The following is a 23,559-nucleotide window of genomic DNA, read 5'->3' as shown; positions in this document are numbered from 1 at the left end:
CGGCGATTTGCACCGCCGACCCGCGGCGCGGTTCGCGTCCGTCACACGGACCCGGCGGTCTCCTTGAGCTCCGCGTACGGCGCGAGCTTGCGGATCGACTCGATGCTCCTCAGGCAGTCGTCCTTGCTCTCCTGCGGGTCGCCGGTCACCACGATCGCCCCGTTGCTCGCCTTGAGCCGGAACCGGTGCATGCCGCCCTCGTCCACGTACAGTTCGAACTTGCCAGCCATGCCAGAAACAGCCTTCCGCTCGGTTGACCCCCTGGCACCGGAACCTAGGGTCAAATCCCTTGCGCGGCACGTCAGATGATCCATCCGAGTGCACCGGAACGGGAGTTGGCGCGGGTCGAACGGGCCGGGCGGGTGGGTCAGCCGAGCGGCTCGGCCCGGCCGGCGGCCAGCCCGGTGACGGTGGCGGTCAGGATGCGGGCGAGCCGGGGTTCGACCTCGATGACGGCGTGCGCCAGCCGGGGGTCGGTGCGGTAGAGGGCGGCGACCTCGGCGCCCGGGTTCGCGATCTGCCACATGGCCCCGGCGAGGGAGACGGCGGTGGCGATCAGGTCGGTGACGTCCTGGTCGTCCAGTGCGGGCAGTTGTTCGCGGACGGCCGCGCCGATCGGTTCGCGGGCGGCGAGCGTGGCGAGCTTGAAGTCGCGCACCGCGTCGAGCGAGACGTTGCGTTCGAGGTTGAGCGGGGCGTGGGCGAGCAGGTCGCAGAACATCCCGCGGGCGGCGAGCGTGGTGGCGAAGGCCCGCGCCACGGCGGCCGGGCCCGGCTCCGCGCTCTCCCGCAGCCGCGCGGTCAGCGCGTCCGACCACTCCGCCCAGCCCTCGGCGGTGAGCCGCAGGAAGATCTCCTCGCGGGTCTCGAAGTACCGCAGCAGCGCCGACTTGTGCATTCCCACCGCGGCGGCGATGTCGGTCAGGGTGACGTCCCTGATGCCGTGCTCGTGGCCGAGCGAGCGGGCCGCGGCCAGGATCGCGGCCTCGCGCCGGCGTTTGGCCTCGGGTGAGCGTGCGCGCTGGAACTCCGATGCTGCATCCACCCGCCCATGGTAGGGCAACACCGTTGCCGTAATACCGCAACATCGTTGCGCTAATAACGCAACGATGTTTTACTAGAAGCCATGGAACAGAACACGGAACAGAGCACGGAACAGACCTGGTTCATCACCGGCAGCTCGCGCGGCTTCGGTCGCGCCCTCGTCCGCGCCGCACTCGAAGCCGGCGACCGGGTGGCCGCGACCGCCCGCCGCCCCGAGCAACTCGCCGACCTCGCCGAGGAGTTCGGCGACCGGATCCGCCCGATCGCGCTGGACGTCACCGACCCGGCGGCCGCCCGGGCCGCCCTCGCCGAGGCGCACGCCGCCTTCGGCCGGATCGACGTGCTGGTGAACAACGCCGGCTACGCCAACGTCTCGCCGATCGAGACCACCGAGGACGCCGACTTCCGCGCCCAGTTCGAGACCAACTTCTGGGGCGTCTACCACGTCACCAAGGCCGCGCTCCCGCTGCTGCGCGAGCAGAAGGGCGGTCTGGTCGTGCAGTTCTCCTCGATGGGCGGCCGGGTCGGCGGATCCCCGGGCATCGCCTCCTACCAGGCGGCGAAGTTCGCCATCGACGGGTTCAGCCGGGTGCTGCGCGCCGAGACCTCGCCGTTCGGCGTGCGGGTGCTGGTGGTCGAACCCAGCGGCTTCCGCACCGACTGGGCAGGCTCCTCGATGGTCGTCCACGACGTCCCGGAGGCCTACGACGAGACGGTCGGCGCCGTGAACAGGCGGCTGCGGCAGGGGGGCGACGGCGCCGCGGGCGACCCGGTCCGGGCCGCCGAGATCCTGGTCCGGGTGGCCAAGCGGCGCGACATCCCCCACCACCTGCCGCTCGGGGTCAACGCCGTCGAGGGCTCGATCGCCATGGACCGGCGGCTCCTGGAGGAGGACACCAGGTGGCGCGAGGTGGCCCGCTCGGCCGATTTCGCCGAGGCCTACCCGGTCGACTTCCCGGCCGACTCGGCCGACTGACCGCGCCGCGCCGCCCGGCACCACCGCCGCGCCCGCCCGGCGCCGTCGCCGCGCCCGTGCGCGGCACCGCGGCCCGGCGCGGGGTGAGCGCCGGGCCGCAGGGGTTTCCGGGTCAGCAGTTGTCGAGGATGCCGGTGAGCGCGGTCTTCTCGGCGCTGTCCACGCCCAGGCCGTAGTACTGCTTCACCTGCACCCAGGCGCGGGCGTAGGTGCAGCGGTAGGAGGCCTGGGGGAGCCACTCGGCCGGGTCGCGGTCGCCCTTGGAGCGGTTGCTGCTCGCGGAGACCAGCAGCAGCTGGGGGCGGGTGACGTCGTTGGCGAAGGCCTGGCGCTGTGCGGTGGTCCAGGCCCAGGCGCCGGAGGCCCAGGCCTCGGAGAGCGGCACCAGGTGGTCGACGTCGAAGGAGGAGGCGTTGGTGGTGGTGGCGCCGTCGTACGGCGAGGACCAGTTGCCGCTGGTCGCCTTGCAGGAGGTGTCGGTGGCGACGTTGCTGCCGTCCCGCTTGACGACCCACTCGCGGGTGTCGCAGGTGCCGCTGATGGTGATCCAGGTCGGGAACAGCGTGCGGTCGTAGGTGTCCCCGTGGGTCTCCGCGGTGGCGGGCATCGCCGCGAGGTAGCTGCGGGCGGTGGCCGCGGAGATCGGGGTCGGCAGGGCGGCCTGGGCGGGGGTGCCGGCCGTGAGCACGGTCGCGGCGGCGAGGGCGGCGGCAGCCGGTATGCAGGACAGGAACCGGCGCACGGATGCGGTGGGGGCCATGGCGGACGCTCCATCATCAGATCGGAAGAACTGCTGAATTGCGTGCGCCAGTGTGGCGATCCGGTCACCTACGCGGGTAGACCCGGGAAGTGAAATCCTCGTGCACATCGGACGTGCACCGGACAAGTCCGGCGTACGTCACGGGGGTTCGGGGTGGTGTGTCCGGTTTTCCGGCTGCCGCCGGGGGATTCAGTCGCGGCGGCGGCCCGCCATCCAGACGTAGACCAGGATGCCCGCGAACAGGAACAGCACGCCCTGGTAGACGGCGGCGTAGCCGGCCCCGGCGAGCAGCCAGAGCGAGAAGGCGAAGGCGCCGAGGCCGAGGACGGCGTCGCGCACCAGCCGCCCGCGGTCGACCTTCTCGCCCGCCCCGCGCACCAGCCAGTACAGCTGGGCGGCAGTGGAGAGCAGGTACGGCACGGTGGCGGTGAAGGTGGTGACCAGCACCAGCATGTCGAAGGCGCCCTTCGCGCCGCTGGCGAAGTTGACCACGGTCAGCGCCGAGGCCAGTGCCACGCTGACCAGCACGCCGAAGGTCGGCACCCCGCGCCGCTCCTTGCCGAAGGCGGCCGGGAACAGGCCGTCCTTGGCGGCCGCGTACGGGGCCTGGGCGGAGAGCAGGGTCCAGCCGTTGAGGGCGCCGGTCATCGAGACCAGCGCGGCGACGGCGATCGCCGTGCCGCCCCAGCTGCCGCCGAACATGGCGTCCACGGCGTCCGAGAACGGCGCGGCGGAGTGGACGAGTTGCTGGTGCGCCACGGTGCCGAACACCGCGATGGTGCCGAGCAGGTAGACCACCGCCGCACCGGTGGTGCCGAGCACGCTGGCCCGGCCGACGTTGCGCTCCGGGTCGCGGACCTTGCCGGCGCTCATCGCGGCCGACTCCACGCCCAGGTAGCTGAACAGCAGGATCGCCGCGGCGGCGGTCATGCCGCCCGCCCAGCCGTGGCCGGTGGCGTCGAAGGGCCCGAGGTTCTTCGGGTCGAAGAAGAACAGGCCGCCCACCGAGACCAGCAGCAGCGGAATGAACTTCAGCACGGTGGAGACGAGTTGGACGGCCCCGACGTAGCGGGTGCCGGCCAGGTTGGCCAGGGCCGGCAGCCACTGGAAGGCCAGCGCGGCGGTGATCTCCAGCGGGATGGAGTGGTGGAGCGGCAGCAGTACGTCCAGGTACCCGACGGCGGCCACGGCGAGCGCGGCGTTGCTGACCCAGGTGGTGATCCAGTACGACCACGCGGACAGGAAGCCGGCGAAGTCCCCGAAGGCCTCGCGGGCGTAGACGTACGGCCCGCCGGTGCGCGGGTTGCGGCGGGCGAGCTGTCCGAAGACCAGCGCCAGCGCGATCGCGCCCACGGTGAGCACTCCGAAGGCGGCCAGGCTGACCGTCCCGAACGGGGCCACGGCGGCGGGGATCATGAAGATGCCGCCGCCGATGATGTTGCCCATCACCAGGGCGGTGGCGGTCAGCAGCCCGAAGCGGCGGCCGGTGGTCCGGGGCGCGGGGCCGTCAAGCGGGGAGCCGACGGGTCCCGGGGTCTCCGGGCCGCTCGGTCGGGTCGCCTGCCGGGGTGCGGCGGGACTGGTCTGCATGAGGGTGGTGCGCCTTTCGTGGTGCTGCTCCTGCTGGTGCTCGCGCTCGGTGGAGCGTCATGGAGCGACCGTTCATGCTCGGACCGGGCGGCACCTTGCACCAAATCGCCGGGATTTGTTCAGTTCGCCCGGTCCATCACCGCAAGACTTGCGGCCGCGGGGCAGCCGGACGGGTACTCGTCCGTCCCCCTCCGTCCGGCCGTTCGACCGGATTCACGCGGGTACGCCCGGATTCCTCGACGTACGCCCGGATTCGCCCGGCCGGGGGAGTTGCCTCACCCGAACGCCTCAGCCCGGTTGCGGCGCGCGCCCGAAGCCGCGCGTTCGTGTGCCAACGTTGGCGCGGCGCCCCCGGTGGGGCGCCGCCCGGCCCGTCGGGCGGTCGAACAGGCCGGTCGGGGGCGCGGGTTGAGGACCAGAGACGAACCAAAGGACATCAGATGTCGCTTCGTGGGAAGATCCGCAAGCTCGCCGTGATCGTCGCCGTGGCCGGTGCCGTGGTGGCGGTCCCGACCTCGGCCATGGCGGGGGGCTTCGCTCCGACGCAGTCGGAGGGACAGCACCTGGAGTCCGGCTCCGCGGGCGTCGGCCTGGTCGGCCCGCACGCCACCTGGTTCAACTACTCCGAGCACAGCGAGAGCGACTGCGGCTGCTGATCCCCGCCCCCCGAGCCCGGAGGCCGCCCGTCGGCCTCCGGGCTCACGGCCGTCCCGCGGCGGCCGGCTCCCGCAGGTGCGCCGGACGGGTTCCGGGGCCGCGGCCCGCCGCCCTGTCCCGCAGGACCGGGCCGCGGACCGCCGCCCGGTCCCGCAGTTCCTTCAGCACCGCGATGTCCATCGCGTGCCCGGTGCCGTCCCCGCCGTGCTTGCGGTCCGGGGTCTCCACCACCAGGGGCACCCCGGCCGTCTCCGGGTGCTCGAACAGCTCGCGGAACGGCTCGGCGCCGATCATCCCGGCGCCGATGTTGGCGTGCCGGTCCTTGCGGGCGCCGACCACGTCCTCGGAGTCGTTGGCGTGGATCAGCCGCAGCCGGCCCGGACCGGCCGCGGCGGCCAGGGCGTCCAGCGCGGCCGTCACCCCGCCCGGCTCCGCCAGGTCGTGCCCGGCGGCGAAGGCGTGGCAGGTGTCCAGGCAGACTCCCACCTTCGGGTGATGGTCCAGCGCCGCCATGTACGCGGCCAGCTCCTCCAGCCGCGAGCAGAGCGAGCTGCCCTGGCCCGCCGTCGGCTCCAGCAGCAGCCAGGGCGCGTCGTCGCCCAGCCCGTCCAGCTCCTCCAGCAGCGGCCGGACGTCCGTCCGGACCTGCGCCATCGCCTCGGCCCGGCGCGAGCCGCCGCCGGGCGCGGTGCCGACCGCCGAGCCGGTGTGCAGGACGACACCGAGCGCGCCGATGGCGTGGCCGCGGCGCAGCGAGTGCCGCAGCGACTCGGCTGAGCGTTCGCGGGTGGCCGGGTTGTCCGAGCCGAAGTTGATCAGGTACGGCGCGTGCACCCAGGCCGGGACGCCCCGTTCGGCGCAGGCGGTGCGGAACTCCTCGTCCTGGGCCGGGTTGCCCGGGGGAGTGGCCCAGCCGCGCGGGTTGGCCACGAACACCTGCACCGTCTCCGCGCCGACCCGGGCCGCGTACGCCAGGCCGGTGCCGGCCAGTCCGCGCGCGGCCACCGGGACGTGGGCGCCGATCGGGTTGCGGAGGGCGGCGACGGGCGGTACGTGCACGGTGGTCATGGCCCCGAGCATGCCACGCGCCCGGACCGGGGTGTCGGGCGGGCCGGGCCGGGCGGAGCGGAGCGGGGTGGCCGGGGCGGGGTGGCCCGGGAGGGTCGGCCGGGGGCCGGAGAAACGATTCACTGTGCTCGATCGAGTGAATCCGGGCCGGAACCCGGGGACCACCCCACCCGCCTCCGTCACGATCCGTGACCAGATGGACTTCGCGACTCCTGAGGAGGCAGCCGTGAGCACCGCCGAACCGGTCGAGACCGTCGACCTGCGCGCCGACCACCTGATCCGCGACCCCTTCACCGCCTTCGCCGACCTGCGCGAGCGCGCCCCGCTCGCCCGCGCCACCATCCCCGGCGTGGAGCCCTTCTGGATCGCCGTCCGCTACCAGGACGTCCGCACCGTGCTGTCCGACCCGCGCTTCGTCAACGACGTGAACGCCGTCGACGGCCCCGTCGCCGACGAGCTCGCCACCGCCGCCGCCACCACGGACGCCACCACGGACGTCCTCGCCGCGGAAGCCGTCGGCGCCGTGGGCACCGCCGCCGACCCGTCCGGCCCGGCGGACGAGCCCGCCGCCCCCGCCCCCGTCCCCGCGCACCGCACCGAGCAGGTCTGGCGCGCCCGCGGCATGCCGCCGGAGTGCGCGAAGTACCTGCGCGCCGGGGTCTTCGGCGCGGACGGCGCCCGGCACCGCCGGATGCGCGGGCTGGTGCACCCCGCCTTCACGGCCGGTGCGGTGGAGCGCCTGCGGCCCCGGATCGAGCGGCTCGCCGAGGAGTACGCCCGGGCGCTGCCCCGGCACGCCGGCCCGGACGGCGTGGTCGACCTGGTGGCGCACTTCGCCTACCCGCTGCCCGTCACGGTGATCTGCGAGCTGCTCGGGATCCCCGAGGCCGACCGCCCGCAGTGGCGTCGCTGGAGCTCCTACCTCGGCCGGGGCGCCGGGCCCGGCCTGGACGAGGCGCTGCGCGCCATGGTGACCGCCGCCCGCGACCTGGTCGGGCGCCGCCGGGCCGAACCGGCCGAGGACCTGCTCTCCCGGCTGGCCGCCGCGGAGGGCGACAACCTCGCCCCGGTGGAGACCGTCTCGCTGATCCTCAACCTGATCGTGGCCGGGCACGAGACCACCGCCACCCTGATCGGCAACGGCACGGCCGCGCTGCTCGCCCACCCCGAACAGCTGGCGCTGGTCCGGTCCGACCCGGGCCTGCTGCCCGCCGCCGTCGACGAGCTGATGCGCTGGTGCGGCCCGACCATCGGCGGGGTGCCGCGCTACGCGACGGAGGACCTCACCCTGGCCGGCACCCCGATCCGCAAGGGCGAGGCGGTGATGCCGATCCTCGCCGGGGCCAACCACGACCCGCGGGCCTACGCCGAGCCGGAGCGCCTGGACGTCTGCCGGGCGAGCGCGCCGGACCGCGCGGGGCACCACGAGGCGCACCTGGGCTTCGGCCACGGCACCCACCGGTGCCTGGGCTCGGTGCTGGCGCACCAGGAGGCCGTCGTCGCCTTCGACACGCTGCTGCGGACGTACCCGCGGCTGGCTCTCGCGGTCGGCCCGGAGGCCGTCGAGCGCGGACCGAACCCGGCCGCCTGGCACCTCGCCGCGCTGCCCGTCCGCCTCGGGCCGCAGGCCCCGGCCGCGGGCTGACCCCGGGCCGCCGAGCCCGCTGCCGAAGCACCCGCCGAGCCCACTGCCGAAGCGCCCGCTGCCGACGCGCCCGCCGAGCCCGCTGCCGACGCGCCCGACGCGCCCGACCGCCCCCGTGGTCGGGCGCGTCGCCACGACTGCCGCCGCCCACCCGCCGTACGGCACGCCCGACCCCCACCACCCCGCGCCACGCCGGGCCGTCCCACCTCCGGTCGACGCCCCGTCAGTCCCGCAGCCCAGCCCTGGTGGCGGGCCCATCCGGCCGCCCGTACCGTCGACACGGCCGCACCCACCGGCCGTCACCGCCCGCGCACAGCGCGTCAGCCCATACCGCCGGCCCGTGCGGGGGACCACGACACCCGCACGAACACCGCGCGCGCCGAAAGAAACAGGTCACCACTCATGTCCACGCGACGGGTCCACCACCTCGCCGCGGCCACCGCCGCCGCCACCGCCCTGACCACCGTCCTCGCCGCCCTGGCCGCCGCCCCCGCGGCCCGCGCCGACGGTGGCCTCCCGCTGCACCACGTCCGGCCAGGAGAATCGATTCAGCGGGCGGTCGACGCCGCCCGGCCCGGTGACACCGTCCAGCTGTTCCCCGGCACCTACCGGGGCAGCGTCCGCATCACCACCCCCGGCATCACCCTGCGCGGCGCCGGCCGGGACAGCGTGATCGTCCCGGGGGACGGCACCGAGAACGCCTGCGCCGCCGCCGGCCACGGCATCTGCGTGGTCGGCACCGAGGAGCACCCGCTGTCCGACGTCACCGTCCACGGCCTCGCCGTCACCGGCTTCCGCAAGAACGGCATCGACGCCAGCGGCACCACCGGTCTGACCGTCAGCGGCACCTACGTCCACGACAACGCCCAGCAGGGCATCAGCCAGGAGATGTCCACCCGGGCCGTCATCCGCGGCAACCGCTCGACCGACAACGGCCAGTCCGGCGTCTTCCTCGCCAACTACGCCTACCGCGAGGGCGGCTCGCCCGACACCGGCGGCACCGTCGTCGAGGGCAACGAGCTGACCGGCAACCGGGTGGGCGTCACCGTCCGCCGGTTGCGCGGGCTGGCCGTCCAGGACAACGGGATCAGCGGCAACTGCGCCGGCGTCTTCGTGGTCGGCGACGAGGGCGTGCCCCGCGCCGGGAACCTCGACGTCCGGCGCAACACCGTCGTCGGCAACAACAAGTTCTGCCCGGCCAACCCGCGCCTGGGCGCCATCCAGGGCGCCGGCATCGTGCTCACCGGCACCGAGGACACCCGGGTGACGGAGAACGAGGTCCGCGACAACACGGGCACCTCGGACTTCTCCGGCGGCATCGTCCTCTTCCGGAGCGTCGTCGGCGTCTCCAACGCCCGCGCCGTGATCACCGACAACGAACTGAGCGGCAACGGTCCGGCCGACCTCGCCGACCGCGACGCCGGCGCCGACAACACCTTCGCCCGCAACACCTGCGAGCGCTCCGAGCCGGCCGGCCGCTGCTGAGCCCCGGCGCCCCCTCACCCGGGCCGCCGGCCCGTCGCTCCCCGCTCCCCACTCCCGCTCCCGCCGCCGGCCCCTCGCCCCTCGCCGCCCGCCGCCCCAGGAACCCCCAAGGACCCGAGGAACCCGCCATGACCACCGCACCCGCCCATACCAGCCCCCAGGCCGCGATGCGCCTGCGCGAACTCGTCTTCGGCGCCGCCTGCGCCGCCGCCGTCCGCGCGGCCGCCCGGCTCGGTGTCGCCGACGTGCTCGGCGACACCCCGACCACCGTCACCGACCTCGCCGTCGCACTCGACACCGAGCCCCGCCAGCTGCGCCGCCTGATGCGCGCGCTCGCCTGCTACGGCATCTTCGAGGCGAGCGGCGACGACCGCTTCGAGCACACCGAGATGTCCCGGCTGCTGCGCGAGGACGCCCCCAACTCGCTGCGCTACATCTCCCTCTGGTGCACCGAGCCCTGGACCTGGGAGGCCTGGCCGAAGCTGGACGAGGCCGTGCGCTCCGGCCGCAACGTCTTCCCCGAGCTGTTCGGCAAGGAGTTCTTCGACTACCTGCACAGCGACGCGGGCGACTCGGCGAAGGTCTTCGACAAGGCGATGACCACCTCCAGCCGGCAGTCCGCCGAGGACTTCGCCGAGTACCTGGACCTCACCGGCATCGACTCGGTGGCGGACATCGGCGGCGGCCAGGGCCACGTGCTGGCCAGCCTGCTGGAGAAGCACCCGGCGTTGCACGGCACCCTGCTGGACCTGCCCAAGGTGGTGGCGGGCGCCGACCCGAGGCTCCAGGACGGCGGCGCCTTCTCCGCCCGGGCCCGCCTGGTGCCGGGCGACTGCCGGATGGAGATCCCGGTCCGCGCCGACCTCTACATCATCAAGAACATCCTGGAGTGGGACGACGACAGCACTCGCCGCACCCTGGCCAACGTGGTCAAGGCGGCCGGCTCCGGCGCCCGTGTCGTGGTGGTGGAGAACCTGGTCGACAACAGCCCCTCGATGCGGTTCACCACCGCGATGGACCTGATGCTGATGCTCAACGTGGGCGGTGCCAAGCACTCCGAGGAGAGCATGGTCGGGCTGATGGCGGAGGCCGGACTGACCGTCACCGCGGTCCGCCCGGTCAACCCCTACCTGCACGCCTTCGAGGCCCTCGTGACCGGCTGAGCCGCCGCCGTACGACAGTACGCCCGTACGACGTTACGACCACCGGCACGCGCGACCGCCGGCCCCCGAGCGAAGGGGGCCGGCGGTCGTCGCGCTCCCGGCAGGGGCGGGGCGGGTCAGCCCGGGTGCGAGGACTCCAGGTGGGCGAAGACCACGACGTTGTCGAGGTAGTCCCGCCGCTTCTTGTCGTAGGTGCCGCCGCAGGTGATCAGCCGGAGCTGGGCGTCCGGGGTCCTGCCGTACACCTTGGCGTCGGGGAAGGCGTTCTTGGCGAAGGTCTCCACCGAGTCGACCGAGAACACCGCGACCGTCCCGTCCGCGCGGCTCACCTCGACCTTGTTGCCCGGCAGCAGGAAGCTCAGCAGCAGGAACACCGCCGGGCCCTTGGCGGTGTCCACGTGCCCGGCCAGGACCGCGCTGCCGCGCTCCCCCGGGGTGACGCCGTCCCGGTACCAGCCCACCAGGTTCTTGTCGTCCGGTGGTGGCGCGTCGAGCTGGCCGGCCGGGTTGACGGCCAGTTCGGTGAACGGCGCGTCCACGGCGATCTGCGGGATCCGCAGCCGGGTCGGCTTGGCGCGTTTGAGCGCCGGCGTCTGCGGCGCCGCGTCCGCGTCCGCGGCGCCCGCGGGACCGGGGACGGTCGGCGCGGCGGCCGCCGGGGGAGCGGGCCGGCCGTCCTCCGCGCCGGCGTCCGAGCCGGTGTCCACCGAGTTGTAGATCAGCAGCAGCCCGACCGCTGCCGCGCCCATCCCCGCGCGCAGCAGCCGGGGTGTTCCAGAGGCGGGACCGCCCGTCATTCCTGTCCTCCGCTCGACCTGTTCCACGACGGCCCACCGCCCCCGGTGCGCCAGCCCCGCGCGGGGAGGCGCCCGGAGGCGGCGGAAGCAGGGTGCCCCGGCGTCAGGCGACCGCGCCGGTGGTGCGGCGGCCGCGGCGCAGGGCGTACGCGCCCGCCCCGAGGCCGCCGAGCAGCAGCACCGCGCCGGAGGCGAGCCCGCTGCCGGACAGCGCGAGACCGCCGCCGCCGGTGTGCACGCCGCCGTGCGGGCTCTTGTGGTCCTCGTCCTTGGCCTCGGTGCCCTTGTGCTCGTCGGTGCCCTTGTGTTCCTCGGTGCCCTTGTGCTCGTCGGTGCCCTTGCGCTCGTCGGCGCCCTTGTGCTCCTCGGAGGCGGCACCGCCCCTGTTGTCGTCGGTGGCCTTGGAGTTGTCGGAGGTCTTCTCGGACTTGTCCTGCTTCTCCTGCCAGGTCAGGTTCTTGCCCTGGTCGGCGGCACCGTCGGCGAAGGCCATGGGGGTACCGACGGTGATCATGGCGGCGACGGCCGCCCCGGCGAGCAGTGTGCGTGCAGAACGCATGAGGATGATCCTTCCGGTGCGCAGGACCGCGACTGCCGGCACGGTGCCGGGCAAGAGGACTCGCGGGGGTTGCGCCTGATCCACGGTCATCCACCGTGCGGCCGACTGCCACCGGAGTGTGGCAGCGCCGGTACGCAGCGTGCGCCCTTCGGGTGGAGTCCCGGGAGTGTTCACCCGTACGGCCGGGCGATCCGGGTGAATCCGGGGCGGCCGGATCCGGGACGGGCCGATCCGCTCCGGGCCGATCCGGGGCGCTGCGGCCGGGCACGCGTGGGCCCGCCCCCGGCGCACGGCCGGGGGCGGGCCCATCGGGGAGGCGCCGGGTCAGCGGTCCCAGCGGTAGAACTCCCGCGCCATCGCGTCCTTCGGCTCCCGCCAGGTGGCCGGGTCGTACGCCTGCACGTAGGCGGTCAGGCGGTCGCTGACGGTCCGGAAGTCCGGGTGCCCGACGACCTTGGCGACGGCCGGGCCCGGCGGGCGGTCGGCCTCGATCAGGTGCAGGTAGACGTCGCCGAACTGGAAGAGGCTGCGGCCGGTGACGCCGATCAGGTGCGGCAGTTCGCCCTGGTCGGACTCGGCGAACACCTCGGCGATGTCCGGTGCGGCCTCGGGCTTCATCCGGGCGACGATCAGTGCCCGGTGGACGCCGGTCACAGCTCCGCCGCCCGCTTCTCGACCTTCTCCCGGATCAGCTGCATCTGGATCTTCGAGTTCCGGTTGATGTGGCCGGTCATGCCGGCGTCGTCGACCGGGGCGGTCGGCTTCATCGCGAAGTCCTGGATCCAGCGCATCCTGGTGCCGGCCGGCACCTCGGCGTACTCCCAGCGGATCTCCATGAACTCGAACGGGCCGGGTTCGACCCGGCGGGCGCGCACCGAGAGCGCGTCCCGGTCGGTCTCCCGCTCGGAGACCCAGCTCCACACCTGGCCGTTCTCGTCGGGGTGCATGGTGAGCCGGAACCGGACGAGGCTGTCCTGCCGGTCCAGCACCTCCACCGAGGCGTACTCGCTGAACAGCTGCGGCCAGTTCTCCAGGTCGTTGGTCATCTCCCAGACCAGGTCGAGCGGAGCGGCGATGACGATCTCGTTGTCGGTGTGTCCGGGCATCTCAGGCACCAGCCTTCGTGGCGAGGGAGGAGTTGATCAGCTCCAGGAACTCGGCGGGGGTCTTGGCCGATTCGGCGCCCGAGGTGACCTTGAGGCCGTGCCGGTTCTCCAGCTCGCCGACCACGCCGAGCAGGCCGAGCGAGTCGACGCCGAAGGTGTCGAACTCCGCGCCCGGCCGCGCCAGGTCGCCCGGGTCGACGGCGACGCCCGCCCGGGCCTTGAGCAGCTCGGCGAGTTCCGGATAACTGAGGGTGTTGCTCACGGGGGTGTCCCTTCGAAGGTGTGGGTGGTTCAGGGCCGCACGCGCCGGACGACCAGCGCGGAGTTGGAGCCCATCAGCCCGCGGCTGAGCACCAGGGCGGTGTTCAGCTCGGCCGGGCGGGCGCGGCCGGTCACCAGGGCGAGGTCGTGGCAGACCTCGGTGACATTGGGGGTGGGCGGCAGCACGCCGTCCTCCATGGCCAGCACGGCGGCGGTCACGTCGAGCAGCGGGGCGCCGCAATAGGCCCGTCCCGTACCGGTCTTGGGTGCGGTGACCGGGACGCGCTCGGCGGCCGGGCCGAGGGCGTCGGCCAGTGCCAGGGCCTCCGCCCGGTCGGCGGCCGGCACCCCGAGGGCGTCCGCGAAGACCACGTCGATCTCCTCGGGCGCGATCCGGGCCTCGTCCAGCGCGATCCGGATGGCGGCCGCCAGCCCCTCCCGGGACTCCGCCCAGCGGGAGGCGCCGGTGAAGGTGGCGCCGTGCCCGGCCAGCACCGCCCGGACCCGGGCGCCGCGCAGGCGGGCCGCCTGCTCGTCCTCCAGCAGCAGCATCGCGCCGCCCTCGGCGGGGGCGAAGCCGCAGGCCTGCGCGGTGAACGGCAGGTACGCCAGCTCGGCCTGCTCGGCCAGGCTGAGTTCGGAGTAGCCGAGCTGGCAGATCATCGAGTACGGCGCCAGCGGCGCCTCGGCGGCGCCGGCCACCACCGCGTCGGTGCCGCGCTCGATCGCGCGGACGGCGTGTGCGAGGGCGTCCAGCCCGCCGGCCTCGTCGCTGGCGACCACTCCGCAGGGGCCCTTGTAGCCGCCGCGGATCGAGATCTGGCCGGTGCTGGCCGCGTAGAACCAGGCGATGGACTGGTAAGGGCCGACGAACTTCGGCCCCTGGCCCCAGAGTTGCTGGAGCTCGCGCTGGCCGAACTCGCCGCCGCCGGAGCCGGCCGCGGTCACCACGCCGATCGCGAAGGGCTGTTCCGGGTCGGGCCGGAACCCGGCGTCCGCCACCGCGAGGTCGGCGGCGGCCATCGCGTAGTGCGTGAAACGGTCGGTCTGCACCAGGAAGCGGTTGTCGATCGCCGACTGCGGATCGAACCCGTTCACCTGGCCCGCGATCCGGAGCGGAAGCCCGGTGCAGCCCTCGCGGGATATCCGGTCGAGGACGCTCACGCCCTGCCTGGTGGCCTTCCAGAAGGCGTCGGCCCCGACTCCGTTCGGTGCCACCACGCCGAGGCCGGTGACCACCGCCCGGCGGCCCTGCTGACGTGACGTCATGGAACTCACCCCGTTCTGTTGAGCACGACGGCGGACTGGAATCCGCCGAATCCGCTGCCGACCGAGAGGATGTGGCTCAGCGGCAGCTCGCGCGCGGTGCGCGGCACGTAGTCGAGGTCGCACTCCGGGTCCGGAGTCTCGTAGTTGGCGGTCGGCGGCACGACGCCGTGGGCGAGCGCCAGGGTGCAGGCGACGACCTCGATGGCGCCGATCGCGCCGAGCGAGTGCCCGACCATCGACTTGATCGAGCTCATCGGCGTCCTGAAGGCGTGCGCGCCCAGCGAGCGCTTGACCGCGGCGGTCTCGTGCCGGTCGTTCTGCTTGGTGCCCGAGCCGTGCGCGTTGACGTAGTCCACCTCGGTTCGGTCCACCCGGGCGTGGACGAGCGCGTGGTCGATCGCCCGGGACATCTCCAGCCCCTCCTTGGTGAGGCCGGTCATGTGGTAGGCGTTGCCGAAGGTGGCGAAGCCGCCGATCTCGCCGTAGATCCGGGCGCCGCGGCGGCGGGCGTGCTCCAGCTCCTCCAGGACCAGGACGGCGCCGCCCTCGCCGAGCACGAAGCCGTCCCGGCCGGCGTCGAAGGGGCGGGAGGCGTGCTGCGGGTCGTCGTTGCGCTCGCTGGTGGCCTTGATGGCGTCGAAGCAGGCGACGGTGATCGGCGAGATCGGGGAGTCGGAGGCGCCGGCGACGCAGATGTCGGCGCGCCCCTCCTCGACCGCCTGGAAGCCGTAGCCGATCGCGTCCAGGCCGGAGGTGCAGCCGGTGGACACGGTCTGCACCGGGCCGTGCGCGCCGGTCCGCTCGGCCACCGCGGAGGCCAGGGTGCTGGGGGCGAAGGCCCGGTGCAGCTGTGGCTCGGCCCGCCCGGGGTCCACGTCCCAGCGGGATCCGGCCGCGCTCACCAGGGCGTAGTCGTGCTCCAGCCGGGTGGTGCCGCCGACGGCGGTGCCGAGCGAGACGGCGATCCGCCACGGGTCCTCGGCGGCCAGGTCCAGGCCGGCGTCGGCGATCGCCTCGTCGGCCGCGACCATCGCGAACTGCACGTAGCGGTCGGCCCGTTGGACGTCCGCCGGGCCCAGTCCGTGGGCCGCCGGGTCGAAGTCGACCTCGGCGGCGATCCGGGAGCGGAACCCGGTGGGGTCGAAGAGCGTGATGCCCCGGGTCGCGGTGCGGCCGGCCGTCAGCAGGTCCCAGAACGCCGGGACGCCGACCCCGCCGGGGGCGACCACACCGATCCCGGTGACGGCGACGCGCCGGGTCACGAGCCCACCTTGGCGTGTTCCGGCGGTCCGGACGCCGCGGTCCCCTCGGTGCTCACGTGGCCGAGGTCGGGGCGCGGGGCGAGCGGGCCGAGGTGGAAGACCATCCGGGCCTCGGTGTCGCCGACGTTGCGGAAGCGGTGGCGCATGTTGATCGGGATCATCAGGCCGTGGTCCGGCTTGAGCGGATGGGGCTCGCCGTCCAGGTCCACCTCCAGGTCGCCGCAGACGACGAACACGAACTCCTCGGAGTACGGGTGGTAGTGCTCGCGGATCCGCTCGCCGGGCTTGACGATCGCCAGGCCCATGAAGCCGCTGGTCGCGCCGCAGCTGGTCGGGGTGAGCATGGTGCGCAGCTCGGCGCCGTGGCGGCGGTTCTCCGGTGCGTCGTGGACGCTGACGATCCGTGGGGACTGGGTGGTCATGGAGTTCTCCCGTGATGTGACGGAGCGTCAGTTGTTGATCGGGTCGGCGGAACTGCGGTCGGTGACCGGGTTCATGGCGCGGGCGGCGAGGAAGGCGCCGAGCCCGGTGGCGGTGCGCAGGTCGCCCTGCGGTCCGAGGTCCAGCAGTCCGGCGAGCACGGCGGCCTGCCGGTCGTCGGCCACGCCGAGGGCGGCGGCCGGGTCGGCCTCGGCCGGCACCCGCAGGTCGACCAGGCGCACCACCACGTCCTCGCGGTGGAAGACGGTGGCGGCCGCGACCGGCCCGGTCGGGTCGGCGGTGGCCAGGTTGTCGTGCTCGGCCAGCAGCTCGGCGACGTCCTGTCCGCGGCCCGGACGGACCGGGTAGAGGACGGCGTGCCGGTGCAGCCGGGCGGAGGCGGGGGAGCTGGCGATCGCCTGGTGCCGGGCGGGCAGCGCGGCCCTGGCGAAGAACGCCCTGGCGGCCTGCGGGTCGCCCAGCTGCCGGGCCTCCTCCAGGTGCGGGTTCAGCGCCTCCTCGACGGCCCGCACCTCGGGCTGCATCGCCACGTGTCGCAGCGCGTCGCCGAGGTTGCCGATCACCTCGACGGCGCGGACCACCCGGTTGCCGAGCATGAACAGCGAGGTGCGGCGCAGCCGGGTGTGCTCGTCGACCTCGGCCCGGGGGGAGGCGTAGCCGGAGAGGATGCGGGCCACCTCGGGCTCGCTGCCGGGCTTGACGGTGAAGGTCAGCGCGTGGCGGACCACGCCGTCCGGGCCCGGCGGGGCCTTGGGCGGGCCGACGTGCCCGGCCGGGGTGGTGCGCGGCAGCCCGGGCGGCACCTCCATCGGTGCCCGGGTGCCGGTGGAGCCGGCGGCGGAGGTCTCGCGCAGCACGGCGTAGCGCAGCGAGCGGAAGTTGTCGCTGACGCAGCCGTGCATCGGCTTGACCATCTCCCGGTGGGCCGGGCTGTCCACCCACTCCAGGAAGGTCTCCTGGTCCTTCCACTCGCTGGTGATCAGCCACTGGCGCGGGTCGTTGATCGACTGGCACAGCTGGTCGCTGACGTGGCCGGGGACCGAGGCCACCTGGTGGCGCAACTGCTCGTACACGTCGAGGAAGCGCTGCTGGGCGCCGTCCTGGATCTCCAGCATCAGCACCACTCGCAGCCGGGTGTCGGCCTCGTCCTGCTGCTTCGGCTGGGGTTCGGACAGAGTTGTCATGATCCACTTTCTGCTCTGGGCCGCACGCTGCGGGCCGTGTCGGCCGTGCCCGGCGGGTGCTCCCCGGCCTGGGAGGGCGGTGCGACGGGGGTTCGGCCGGGCGAGTCGGCGCCAGGCCTGAGGTCGATCGTGGGCGGCGCACCGGGCGCGGCGCGAGATTTGCGGGCCATCCGGGCGAAGGGGCGGCACGGGCCGCCTCCGGCGGGGGATGGAAGAGCGGGGCCCCGGCTGAGCGGGCCCGCCGAGGGCGGCGCCGGGCCCGGTGGCCGGGCCGCGGAATCCCCTGACAGGGCGGAGCAATCGATGAATCCGAAGATTGACGACCGGGTGCCGGTCCTGATCGTGGGCGGCTCGCTGGTCGGGCTGTCGGCCTCACTCTTCCTCGGCAGGCTCGGGGTCCGGCACCTGCTGGTCGAGAAGCACGCCGACACCTCGCACCACCCGCGGGGGCGCGGCAACAACGTGCGGACCATGGAGTTGTTCCGGGTGGCCGGGATCGAGCCGGCGATCCGCGAGGCGGCCTCGATCCTGGCCCCCAACCACGGCATCCTCCAGGCGCCCTCGCTGACCGGGGCCGAGCAGGAGTGGCTGTTCCGGGAGATCGACCCGGGCGGCCGGCTGGCCCGGTTCAGCCCCAGCTCCTGGTGCCTGTGCAGCCAGAACGACCTGGAGCCGGTGCTGCGGCGGGCGGCCCGCGAGCTGGGCGGCGCCCTGCGGTTCGGCACCGAGCTGATCTCCTTCGAGCAGGACGCGGACGGCGTCACCTCGGTGCTGCGCAGCCGGGAGAGCGGCGAGGAGCGGGTGGTGCGCTCGGACTTCCTGATCGCCGCGGACGGTCCGCGCAGCCCGGTCCGGGAGAGCCTGGGCATCGGCCGGTCCGGCAAGGGCGAGCTGTTCCACAACGTCAGCATCACCTTCCGGGCCAAGCGGCTGGCCGAGGTGGTCGGCGACCGGCACTTCATCGCCTGCTACCTGACCAACCCGGAGGCGGACGGCGCGCTGCTGCCGGTGGACAACCAGGAGGAGTGGGTCTTCCACGCGCCCTGGCACCCCGAGCACGGCGAGCCGCTGGAGGCCTTCACCGACGAGCGCTGCGAGCGGCACATCCGCACCGCCGTCGGCCTGCCGGAGCTGGACGTCGAGGTCACCGGCCGGGCTCCCTGGCACGCCGCCGAGCGGGTGGCCGAGCGGTACGGCGCCGGGCGGGTCTTCCTCGCCGGGGACTCCGCCCACGAGATGTCCCCGACCGGGGCGTTCGGTTCCAACACCGGCATCCAGGACGCCCACAACCTGGCCTGGAAGGTCGCCGCGGTGCTGTGCGGCTGGGCGGGGCCGCGGCTGCTGGAGACGTACGGGCAGGAGCGCCTCCCGGTGGCCCGGGTGACCGGCGAGCGGGCCTCGGCCCGGTCCGCCGAGCACAGCCACCCGGGTTACGCGGTGGCGCCGGGTGTGGGCCGGCAGGCCGGGGTGCTGGCGGTGGCGCTCGGCTACCGCTACCCGGTGGGCGCGGTGATCGGCGCGGACCGGTCCGGGCCGGTGGTCCCCGAGCAGTTCGAGTCGGCGGGCGAACCGGGCAGCCGGGCCCCGCACCAGTGGCTGCGGCGCGCGGGCGTGAAGCTCTCCACGCTGGACCTGTACGAGCAGGCGATGGTGCTGCTCACCGGTCCCGAGGGCGGGGCCTGGCAGGCGGGCGGCAGGCGGGCGGCCGACCGGCTGGCCGTCCCGCTGGACGGCTTCCGGATCGGCGACGGCGCCGAGGACGACCTGGCGCCGGAGCCGGGCGCGGACTTCGCCGCGCTGCACGGCATCGGCCCGGGGGGAGCGGTGCTGGTCCGCCCGGACGGCTTCGTCGCCTGGCGCTCGCCCGGCCCGGCGCAGGACGCGGAGGCCGAGCTCACCACGGCGCTGCGGACGGTGCTGAGCCTCTGAGGACGCGGAAGGGCCCGCCGGTCGCACGGCCGGCGGGCCCTTCCTGTCGGTCGTCGGCGGTCAGTGCCCGCCCTCGTCGACCACCTCGACGTCGGCGATCTCCTGCTCGATCGCCTCGGTCGGCAGCGCCACCCGGATCGCCCAGTAGTAGATGACCAGCGAGAACACCGCCACCAGGGCCATGTCGGCCCACATCGGGATGTTGCCGGTGCCGTCCCCGAAGCTGCCCTGCCAGGAGATCAGGCCGAGGCCGACCAGGTAGGGCGGCAGCCACTGGGCGGACTTCCAGCTCAGCCGGGGCGCGTTCGGCAGGCCCTTCTTGATCGCGTACGCGGCGTAGCTGCCGAGCAGGACGTAGCCGAGCACGATCGCGATGCCCAGGCGCGAGAGGGTGTGCCAGCCGGACCAGTAGATGATCAGGCTGGAGACCACGAAGGCGGCCGGGGAGATCAGCTCGCCCGCCGGCAGCCGGTAGGGGCGCTCGTGCGCGGGCAGGCGGCGGCGCATCGCGCCGAAGGCCAGCGGGGCGCCGGCGTACATCAGCACGCTGGCGGAGGTGATGAAGCCGACCAGCTCCTGCCAGCTCGGGAACGGCAGGAAGCAGATCACGCCGGTGACGAAGGCGATGACCAGGCCGAACCACGGCACGCCGTTCTTGTCGAGCTCCTCGAACCTCTGCGGGGCGTAGCCGTTGCGGCTCAGGCCGTAGGAGATGCGCGAGGTCGAGGTGGTGTAGATCAGGCCGCTGCCGCCGGGGGAGATCACGGCGTCCATGTAGAGCACCCACGCCAGCCAGCCGAGGCCGACCACGGTGGCGAGGCCCGCGAAGGGGCCGTCGATGCCGGGGAAGTCGAGCTTGTCCCAGCCGTTGGCGAAGGAGCTGACGGGCAGCGCGCCGATGAAGACGACCTGGAGCAGGGTGTAGATCAGGCTGCCGATGGCGACCGAGCCGAGCACGGCGCGGGGGATGTCGCGCTTGGGGTTGCGGCTCTCACCGGCGAGCTGGATGGCCTGCTCGAAGCCGAGCAGGGCGAAGATGATGCCGCTGGTGCTGATCGCCGCCAGCACGCCCTGGGCGCCGAACGGCGCGAAGCCGTGCGAGGTGAAGTTGGAGCCGTGGAAGTTGGTCGCGGCCAGCACGAAGATGGTGAGCAGCGGGACGAAGATCTTCAGCCAGGTGGCGATGTTGTTGGTGCGGGCCAGGACGCGCACCCCGAGGAAGTTCACCGCGACGAACACCGCCATGAGCACGGTGGAGACGGCGAAGCCGCTGGCGGTGAGGGTGTTGTTGTCGTTGAGCAGGCCGCCCGCCCAGGACCAGTGCCGGGCGTAGCCGATCATCGCCTCGACCTCGATCGGCGCGACGGTGGCCGCCTGCAGCCAGGAGAACCAGCCGAAGGACATGCCGGCCAGGCCGCCGAAGGCGTAGTGCGGGTACCGCGCGGTGCCGCCCGAGACCGGGAACATGCTGCCGAGCTCGGCGTGCACGAGCGCGAGCAGCACGATCGCGACCGTGCCGATGCCCCAGGAAAGGACGGCGGCCGGTCCGGCCGCCATCACGCCCTCCTTCGCGCCGAACAGCCAGCCGGAGCCGATGATCGAGCCGACCGAGGCCCACATGAGGCCGATGAGCCCGACGTGGCGGCGCAGTGAGCGGTGGGGGGTCCCGGAGGAGGATTCGGTGCCCTGGTCGGGCGGCGAGATCTGGTTGAGGGAAGCCATGAACGATCTCTCTGTGGGTGGGGGCTCCGGGGTGGGCGGAGCGATGAGAGTTGCCACACACTAGGACTTTTCAGGGCCCCCTGCACAGATTTCATTACTGAATGTTTACATTCTTTTCTGGACATCCCTGCAGGTAGGGGGCGTCATTGTCCCCGATCTCTTACGTATTCGATCGACCCACTCGGAATTCGATCAGTGCCGAGTGGGGCGGCATGATAGACGGTCCTTTCGATGATGGGAATAGTGGTCTCCGTACAGCGGTGCGGTGCTAATCCACCAGATCGGACGGGTCGGTGTTGGCGCCGCAGAGCAGGACGGCGACCCGCTCGCCCTCGGCCAGGCCGGCGGCGGCGAGCGCCGTGGCGGCCGCGTACTCGACGGCGATCCGGCGGTCCTCCCAGAGCTGCCGACGGGCGCGCACGATGGCCTCGTCGTCGACCAGCACCGAGCGGACGCCCGCGTGCGCGGCCGCGTCCACGGCGAGGACGGTGGCGCGGCGGGCCCCGAGCGCGTCCTGGGCGACGGAGTCCACCGGGACGTCCACCGGGCGGCCCGCCTCCAGCGCGGCGTTCAGCGCGCGGCTGCCCGACGGCTCCACGGCGAGCACCCGGACGCCGTGCTCACGGGCAGCCACCGCCACCCCGGCGAACAGCCCGCCGCCACCGACCGACACCACCACGGTGTCCAGCCCGGGCACCCCGGCGCGCATCTCCGCCAGCACCGTCCCGGCGCCGGCGGCGATCAGCGGGTGGTCGTACGCGTGCGAGGACAGCGCCCCGCTGCCGGTCGCGAACTCCTCGCAGGCGCTCAGCGCATCCGCGTACTCCCGGCCCGCCAACCGCACCTCGGCGCCGTACGAGCGCAGCCGCGCCAGCTTCACCGGGGAGGCCGTCTCGGGCAGGAACACCGTTGCCCGGACGCCGAGTTCACGGGCCGCCCAGGCGCAGGCCAGTCCGGCGTTGCCGCCCGAGGCGATGGTCACCCCGCTGTCCGGGAGGGTGCCCGCCTCGGCGTGCGCGAGCAGGAAGTTCTGCGCGCCGCGGGCCTTGAAGCTGCCGGTGTGCTGGAGGAACTCCAGGGCCAGCCAGGTCCGCCCGCCGTCGTCCCCCGGCGCCACCGCCACCGGGCGCACCCGCCCGGCGATCCGCTTCCCGGCGGCCTCGACCTCGTCGTACGTCAGCTGGTCCATCGTGTACCGCTCCTTCGTCGAGTGGGGCGTTCCACCGGGAGCCCCCGGCCCGGTCGACCGTACGTCCCGTTCGTGGGCGAGGAAAAGATCGCGAACACCGCGGCCGGGCGGCGTAGGGTGGCCCCGTGCGTCTTGTGATCCTCCCCCCGCCGGCCCGCTAGCGGGCGGCCCACTCCACCCACTCCGGCCCGACGGGACCTGCCCGCGGCCGGGGCGATGACTGCCGCCCGCGTTCCCAGCGGACCCGAACCGGCACCTCATCGTGGAGTACCGACGCATGACCCCCTCGTACACCGCCGTGCCCTTCCGGCACGGCCTCCTGTCCATTTCCGCCGCCGCCGTCGCCTGGGGCGTGGGCGGCGCCGTGTCCGCGCTGCTGATGCGCACCGGCGGGCTCGGCCCGGTGGGCGTCTCCTGCTGGCGCTTCGGCGTCGCCGCGCTCTGCCTGGCCCTGCTGCCGAGCCGCGGGCCCCGCGCCGACCGGGGCGCCGCCCGGTGGCGCTCCGCGGCGCTTACCGGGCTCGGCCTCGCGGTCAGCCAGTGCGCCTACTTCGGCTCGGTGCGCTGGGCGGGCCTCGGACTGGGCACCCTGATCACCATCGGCGCCGGGCCGGTGTTCACCAGCCTCGGCGCCCACCTGCTGCTCGGCGAGCGGCTGACCCGTCGGGCGGCGGCCGCGGTGGCGTTGGCCCTGGCCGGCCTCGCCCTCCTGGTGGCCGCCCCGGCGGCGGGCCCGCGCCCGGCCCTCGGCGTCGCGCTGGCCGTCCTCGCGGGCGCCGGCCAGAGCGGCCTCACCCTCTGGGCCCGCAGCGGCGGCTCGGCCCGGGCCGGCACCGGCGCCTTCACCACCGGCCTGCTCTGCCTGCTCCCGCTCGCGGCCGTCCAGGGCCTCCACGGCCTCCTGCCGACCGGTGGCGACCCGGTGGTGACCGTGCCCGCGCTGCTCTTCCTCGGCACGGTGCCCACCCTGTTCGCCTACCGCTGGTACTTCACCGGCCTGACCACCGTGCCCAGCACCACGGCCGCGGTGCTGGTCCTGCTGGAGCCCGCGACCGCGGCGGTGATCGGCGTGCTGTTCCTCGGCGAGCCGCTGACGGCGGGCCTGCTGGCGGGCTCCGCGCTGCTGCTCGCGGCCATCGCCGTGCTGGCGCGGGAGTAACCGGGGGCGGGACTGGCCGGGGCGGGAGTGGCCGGGGCGGGCGGCCACCCGGGCGGGCGCCCTGTGGTCGCCGGGGGCCCGGCGGCGTGCTGTCGTGGTCCGCATGAACAGCTCACTCCCGGCCCGGGTGGCCGCCGCGACCGCCTCCGTCCTCCTGCTCACCACCGCCGCCGGGGCCGTGGGGGGCACCACCGGTTCGGGGGGGGGGAAAAGGAGACGGGGGGTCGACAGGGAACCAGGGCGGGGGGGGGGAGGGGGGGGCGGAGGGGGGGGGTGGTTTGGCGGCAAGGGTA

The 23,559-nt window shown here is 74.0% G+C and carries 23 protein-coding genes; 7 read left to right on the top strand and 16 right to left on the bottom strand.

Annotation, left to right across the window (positions count from 1 at the left end; genetic code table 11):
* Positions 1–41: 41 nt before the first annotated feature.
* Both ACFVGO_RS00590 and ACFVGO_RS00585 read right to left on the bottom strand, forming a co-directional pair.
* Complete coding sequence (locus ACFVGO_RS00590) at positions 42–230, bottom strand: DUF1508 domain-containing protein (protein WP_359898239.1); 189 nt, start codon at positions 228–230, stop codon at positions 42–44.
* Between the two features lie 137 nt (positions 231–367).
* Positions 368–1,045 (bottom strand): TetR family transcriptional regulator, encoded by a 678-nt coding sequence (locus ACFVGO_RS00585; protein WP_359912371.1) that lies wholly within the window; start codon positions 1,043–1,045, stop codon positions 368–370.
* A gap of 81 nt (positions 1,046–1,126) precedes the next feature.
* On the opposite strand from ACFVGO_RS00585, the gene ACFVGO_RS00580 reads away from it, so the two are divergent.
* The gene (locus ACFVGO_RS00580; RefSeq protein WP_380630451.1) at positions 1,127–2,020 is read left to right on the top strand and encodes an SDR family NAD(P)-dependent oxidoreductase; all 894 of its coding nucleotides are present in this window, start codon (positions 1,127–1,129) and stop codon (positions 2,018–2,020) included.
* Positions 2,021–2,132: 112 nt separating this feature from the next.
* On the opposite strand, the gene ACFVGO_RS00575 is transcribed toward ACFVGO_RS00580, so the two are convergent.
* A complete protein-coding gene (locus tag ACFVGO_RS00575) occupies positions 2,133–2,780 on the bottom strand; it encodes an HNH endonuclease family protein (protein WP_380630450.1) in 648 nt (215 codons plus the stop codon).
* Between the two features lie 189 nt (positions 2,781–2,969).
* Positions 2,970–4,370 (bottom strand): amino acid permease, encoded by a 1,401-nt coding sequence (locus ACFVGO_RS00570; RefSeq protein WP_380630449.1) that lies wholly within the window; start codon positions 4,368–4,370, stop codon positions 2,970–2,972.
* A gap of 440 nt (positions 4,371–4,810) precedes the next feature.
* On the opposite strand from ACFVGO_RS00570, the gene ACFVGO_RS00565 reads away from it, so the two are divergent.
* Positions 4,811–5,026 carry a hypothetical protein gene (locus ACFVGO_RS00565; protein WP_359912359.1) on the top strand — a complete coding sequence of 72 codons (216 nt, stop codon included), beginning with the start codon at positions 4,811–4,813 and terminating at the stop codon, positions 5,024–5,026.
* Positions 5,027–5,069: 43 nt separating this feature from the next.
* Here ACFVGO_RS00565 and ACFVGO_RS00560 read toward each other — a convergent pair whose 3' ends face one another.
* Positions 5,070–6,095 carry a deoxyribonuclease IV gene (locus tag ACFVGO_RS00560; RefSeq protein ID WP_380352501.1) on the bottom strand — a complete coding sequence of 342 codons (1,026 nt, stop codon included), beginning with the start codon at positions 6,093–6,095 and terminating at the stop codon, positions 5,070–5,072.
* 226 nt (positions 6,096–6,321) lie between these two features.
* On the opposite strand from ACFVGO_RS00560, the gene ACFVGO_RS00555 reads away from it, so the two are divergent.
* The 3 genes from ACFVGO_RS00555 to ACFVGO_RS00545 all read left to right on the top strand — a co-directional run bounded on the left by ACFVGO_RS00555 (position 6,322) and on the right by ACFVGO_RS00545 (position 10,388).
* Positions 6,322–7,740, top strand: coding sequence for a cytochrome P450 (locus ACFVGO_RS00555; protein ID WP_380630448.1), 1,419 nt, complete (start codon positions 6,322–6,324; stop codon positions 7,738–7,740).
* 402 nt (positions 7,741–8,142) lie between these two features.
* Positions 8,143–9,225 (top strand): nitrous oxide reductase family maturation protein NosD, encoded by a 1,083-nt coding sequence (locus tag ACFVGO_RS00550; protein WP_380352505.1) that lies wholly within the window; start codon positions 8,143–8,145, stop codon positions 9,223–9,225.
* 128 nt (positions 9,226–9,353) lie between these two features.
* Positions 9,354–10,388, top strand: a complete 1,035-nt coding sequence (locus tag ACFVGO_RS00545) for a methyltransferase (protein WP_359912348.1) — start codon at positions 9,354–9,356, stop codon at positions 10,386–10,388.
* A gap of 116 nt (positions 10,389–10,504) precedes the next feature.
* On the opposite strand, the gene ACFVGO_RS00540 is transcribed toward ACFVGO_RS00545, so the two are convergent.
* The 9 genes from ACFVGO_RS00540 to ACFVGO_RS00500 all read right to left on the bottom strand — a co-directional run bounded on the left by ACFVGO_RS00540 (position 10,505) and on the right by ACFVGO_RS00500 (position 17,267).
* Positions 10,505–11,185 carry a class F sortase gene (locus tag ACFVGO_RS00540; RefSeq protein WP_359912345.1) on the bottom strand — a complete coding sequence of 227 codons (681 nt, stop codon included), beginning with the start codon at positions 11,183–11,185 and terminating at the stop codon, positions 10,505–10,507.
* Between the two features lie 103 nt (positions 11,186–11,288).
* Entirely contained in the window at positions 11,289–11,744 is a 456-nt protein-coding gene (locus ACFVGO_RS00535; RefSeq protein ID WP_359912342.1) for a hypothetical protein, read from the bottom strand.
* Positions 11,745–12,068: 324 nt separating this feature from the next.
* Positions 12,069–12,398 (bottom strand): TcmI family type II polyketide cyclase, encoded by a 330-nt coding sequence (locus ACFVGO_RS00530; RefSeq protein WP_359912339.1) that lies wholly within the window; start codon positions 12,396–12,398, stop codon positions 12,069–12,071.
* Positions 12,395–12,850, bottom strand: a complete 456-nt coding sequence (locus ACFVGO_RS00525) for an SRPBCC family protein (protein WP_359912336.1) — start codon at positions 12,848–12,850, stop codon at positions 12,395–12,397. Before ACFVGO_RS00525 ends, ACFVGO_RS00530 begins: the two co-directional genes overlap by 4 nt.
* Before the next feature lies 1 nt (position 12,851).
* Positions 12,852–13,112, bottom strand: a complete 261-nt coding sequence (locus tag ACFVGO_RS00520; RefSeq protein WP_359912333.1) for an acyl carrier protein — start codon at positions 13,110–13,112, stop codon at positions 12,852–12,854.
* A gap of 29 nt (positions 13,113–13,141) precedes the next feature.
* Positions 13,142–14,380 (bottom strand): beta-ketoacyl synthase N-terminal-like domain-containing protein, encoded by a 1,239-nt coding sequence (locus tag ACFVGO_RS00515; RefSeq protein ID WP_380630447.1) that lies wholly within the window; start codon positions 14,378–14,380, stop codon positions 13,142–13,144.
* A 5-nt stretch (positions 14,381–14,385) separates the two neighbouring features.
* On the bottom strand, positions 14,386–15,642 hold the full coding sequence (locus ACFVGO_RS00510; protein ID WP_380352509.1) for a beta-ketoacyl-[acyl-carrier-protein] synthase family protein: 1,257 nt from the start codon (positions 15,640–15,642) through the stop codon (positions 14,386–14,388).
* Positions 15,639–16,064, bottom strand: coding sequence for a cupin domain-containing protein (locus ACFVGO_RS00505; RefSeq protein WP_359912324.1), 426 nt, complete (start codon positions 16,062–16,064; stop codon positions 15,639–15,641). Before ACFVGO_RS00505 ends, ACFVGO_RS00510 begins: the two co-directional genes overlap by 4 nt.
* A 27-nt stretch (positions 16,065–16,091) precedes the next feature.
* Positions 16,092–17,267: a SchA/CurD-like domain-containing protein gene (locus ACFVGO_RS00500; protein ID WP_359912321.1), complete on the bottom strand. Its 1,176-nt coding sequence runs from the start codon at positions 17,265–17,267 to the stop codon at positions 16,092–16,094.
* Positions 17,268–17,570: 303 nt separating this feature from the next.
* Between ACFVGO_RS00500 and ACFVGO_RS00495 the strand changes: the two genes are divergently transcribed.
* Positions 17,571–19,196 carry an FAD-dependent monooxygenase gene (locus ACFVGO_RS00495; RefSeq protein WP_359912319.1) on the top strand — a complete coding sequence of 542 codons (1,626 nt, stop codon included), beginning with the start codon at positions 17,571–17,573 and terminating at the stop codon, positions 19,194–19,196.
* Positions 19,197–19,256: 60 nt separating this feature from the next.
* Here ACFVGO_RS00495 and ACFVGO_RS00490 read toward each other — a convergent pair whose 3' ends face one another.
* Together ACFVGO_RS00490 and ACFVGO_RS00485 are read right to left on the bottom strand one after the other, a co-directional pair.
* A complete protein-coding gene (locus ACFVGO_RS00490; RefSeq protein WP_359912317.1) occupies positions 19,257–20,918 on the bottom strand; it encodes an APC family permease in 1,662 nt (553 codons plus the stop codon).
* 268 nt (positions 20,919–21,186) lie between these two features.
* A complete protein-coding gene (locus ACFVGO_RS00485; protein WP_380630446.1) occupies positions 21,187–22,107 on the bottom strand; it encodes a serine/threonine dehydratase in 921 nt (306 codons plus the stop codon).
* 277 nt (positions 22,108–22,384) lie between these two features.
* Here ACFVGO_RS00485 and ACFVGO_RS00480 point away from each other — a divergent pair, with 277 nt between their 5' ends.
* Complete coding sequence (locus ACFVGO_RS00480) at positions 22,385–23,266, top strand: DMT family transporter (RefSeq protein ID WP_380630445.1); 882 nt, start codon at positions 22,385–22,387, stop codon at positions 23,264–23,266.
* The last annotated feature ends 293 nt before the right edge of the window (positions 23,267–23,559 follow it).

Origin of the sequence: Kitasatospora sp. NPDC057738, assembly GCF_042798815.1 — a bacterium.
Classification (GTDB): Bacteria; Actinomycetota; Actinomycetes; order Streptomycetales; family Streptomycetaceae; genus Kitasatospora; species Kitasatospora lactacystinica.
This window is presented reverse-complemented; position numbering and strand designations above follow the sequence as displayed.

Coding starts and splice junctions, on each gene's coding strand:
- ACFVGO_RS00590 (WP_359898239.1), bottom strand. CDS start 230: ATGGCTGGCAAGTTCGAACTGTACGTGGACGAGGGCGGCATGCACCGG.
- ACFVGO_RS00580 (WP_380630451.1), top strand. CDS start 1,127: ATGGAACAGAACACGGAACAGAGCACGGAACAGACCTGGTTCATCACC.
- ACFVGO_RS00575 (WP_380630450.1), bottom strand. CDS start 2,780: ATGGCCCCCACCGCATCCGTGCGCCGGTTCCTGTCCTGCATACCGGCT.
- ACFVGO_RS00570 (WP_380630449.1), bottom strand. CDS start 4,370: ATGCAGACCAGTCCCGCCGCACCCCGGCAGGCGACCCGACCGAGCGGC.
- ACFVGO_RS00565 (WP_359912359.1), top strand. CDS start 4,811: ATGTCGCTTCGTGGGAAGATCCGCAAGCTCGCCGTGATCGTCGCCGTG.
- ACFVGO_RS00560 (WP_380352501.1), bottom strand. CDS start 6,095: ATGACCACCGTGCACGTACCGCCCGTCGCCGCCCTCCGCAACCCGATC.
- ACFVGO_RS00550 (WP_380352505.1), top strand. CDS start 8,143: ATGTCCACGCGACGGGTCCACCACCTCGCCGCGGCCACCGCCGCCGCC.
- ACFVGO_RS00545 (WP_359912348.1), top strand. CDS start 9,354: ATGACCACCGCACCCGCCCATACCAGCCCCCAGGCCGCGATGCGCCTG.
- ACFVGO_RS00540 (WP_359912345.1), bottom strand. CDS start 11,185: ATGACGGGCGGTCCCGCCTCTGGAACACCCCGGCTGCTGCGCGCGGGG.
- ACFVGO_RS00535 (WP_359912342.1), bottom strand. CDS start 11,744: ATGCGTTCTGCACGCACACTGCTCGCCGGGGCGGCCGTCGCCGCCATG.
- ACFVGO_RS00525 (WP_359912336.1), bottom strand. CDS start 12,850: ATGCCCGGACACACCGACAACGAGATCGTCATCGCCGCTCCGCTCGAC.
- ACFVGO_RS00515 (WP_380630447.1), bottom strand. CDS start 14,380: ATGACGTCACGTCAGCAGGGCCGCCGGGCGGTGGTCACCGGCCTCGGC.
- ACFVGO_RS00505 (WP_359912324.1), bottom strand. CDS start 16,064: ATGACCACCCAGTCCCCACGGATCGTCAGCGTCCACGACGCACCGGAG.
- ACFVGO_RS00500 (WP_359912321.1), bottom strand. CDS start 17,267: ATGACAACTCTGTCCGAACCCCAGCCGAAGCAGCAGGACGAGGCCGAC.
- ACFVGO_RS00495 (WP_359912319.1), top strand. CDS start 17,571: ATGAATCCGAAGATTGACGACCGGGTGCCGGTCCTGATCGTGGGCGGC.
- ACFVGO_RS00490 (WP_359912317.1), bottom strand. CDS start 20,918: ATGGCTTCCCTCAACCAGATCTCGCCGCCCGACCAGGGCACCGAATCC.
- ACFVGO_RS00485 (WP_380630446.1), bottom strand. CDS start 22,107: ATGGACCAGCTGACGTACGACGAGGTCGAGGCCGCCGGGAAGCGGATC.
- ACFVGO_RS00480 (WP_380630445.1), top strand. CDS start 22,385: ATGACCCCCTCGTACACCGCCGTGCCCTTCCGGCACGGCCTCCTGTCC.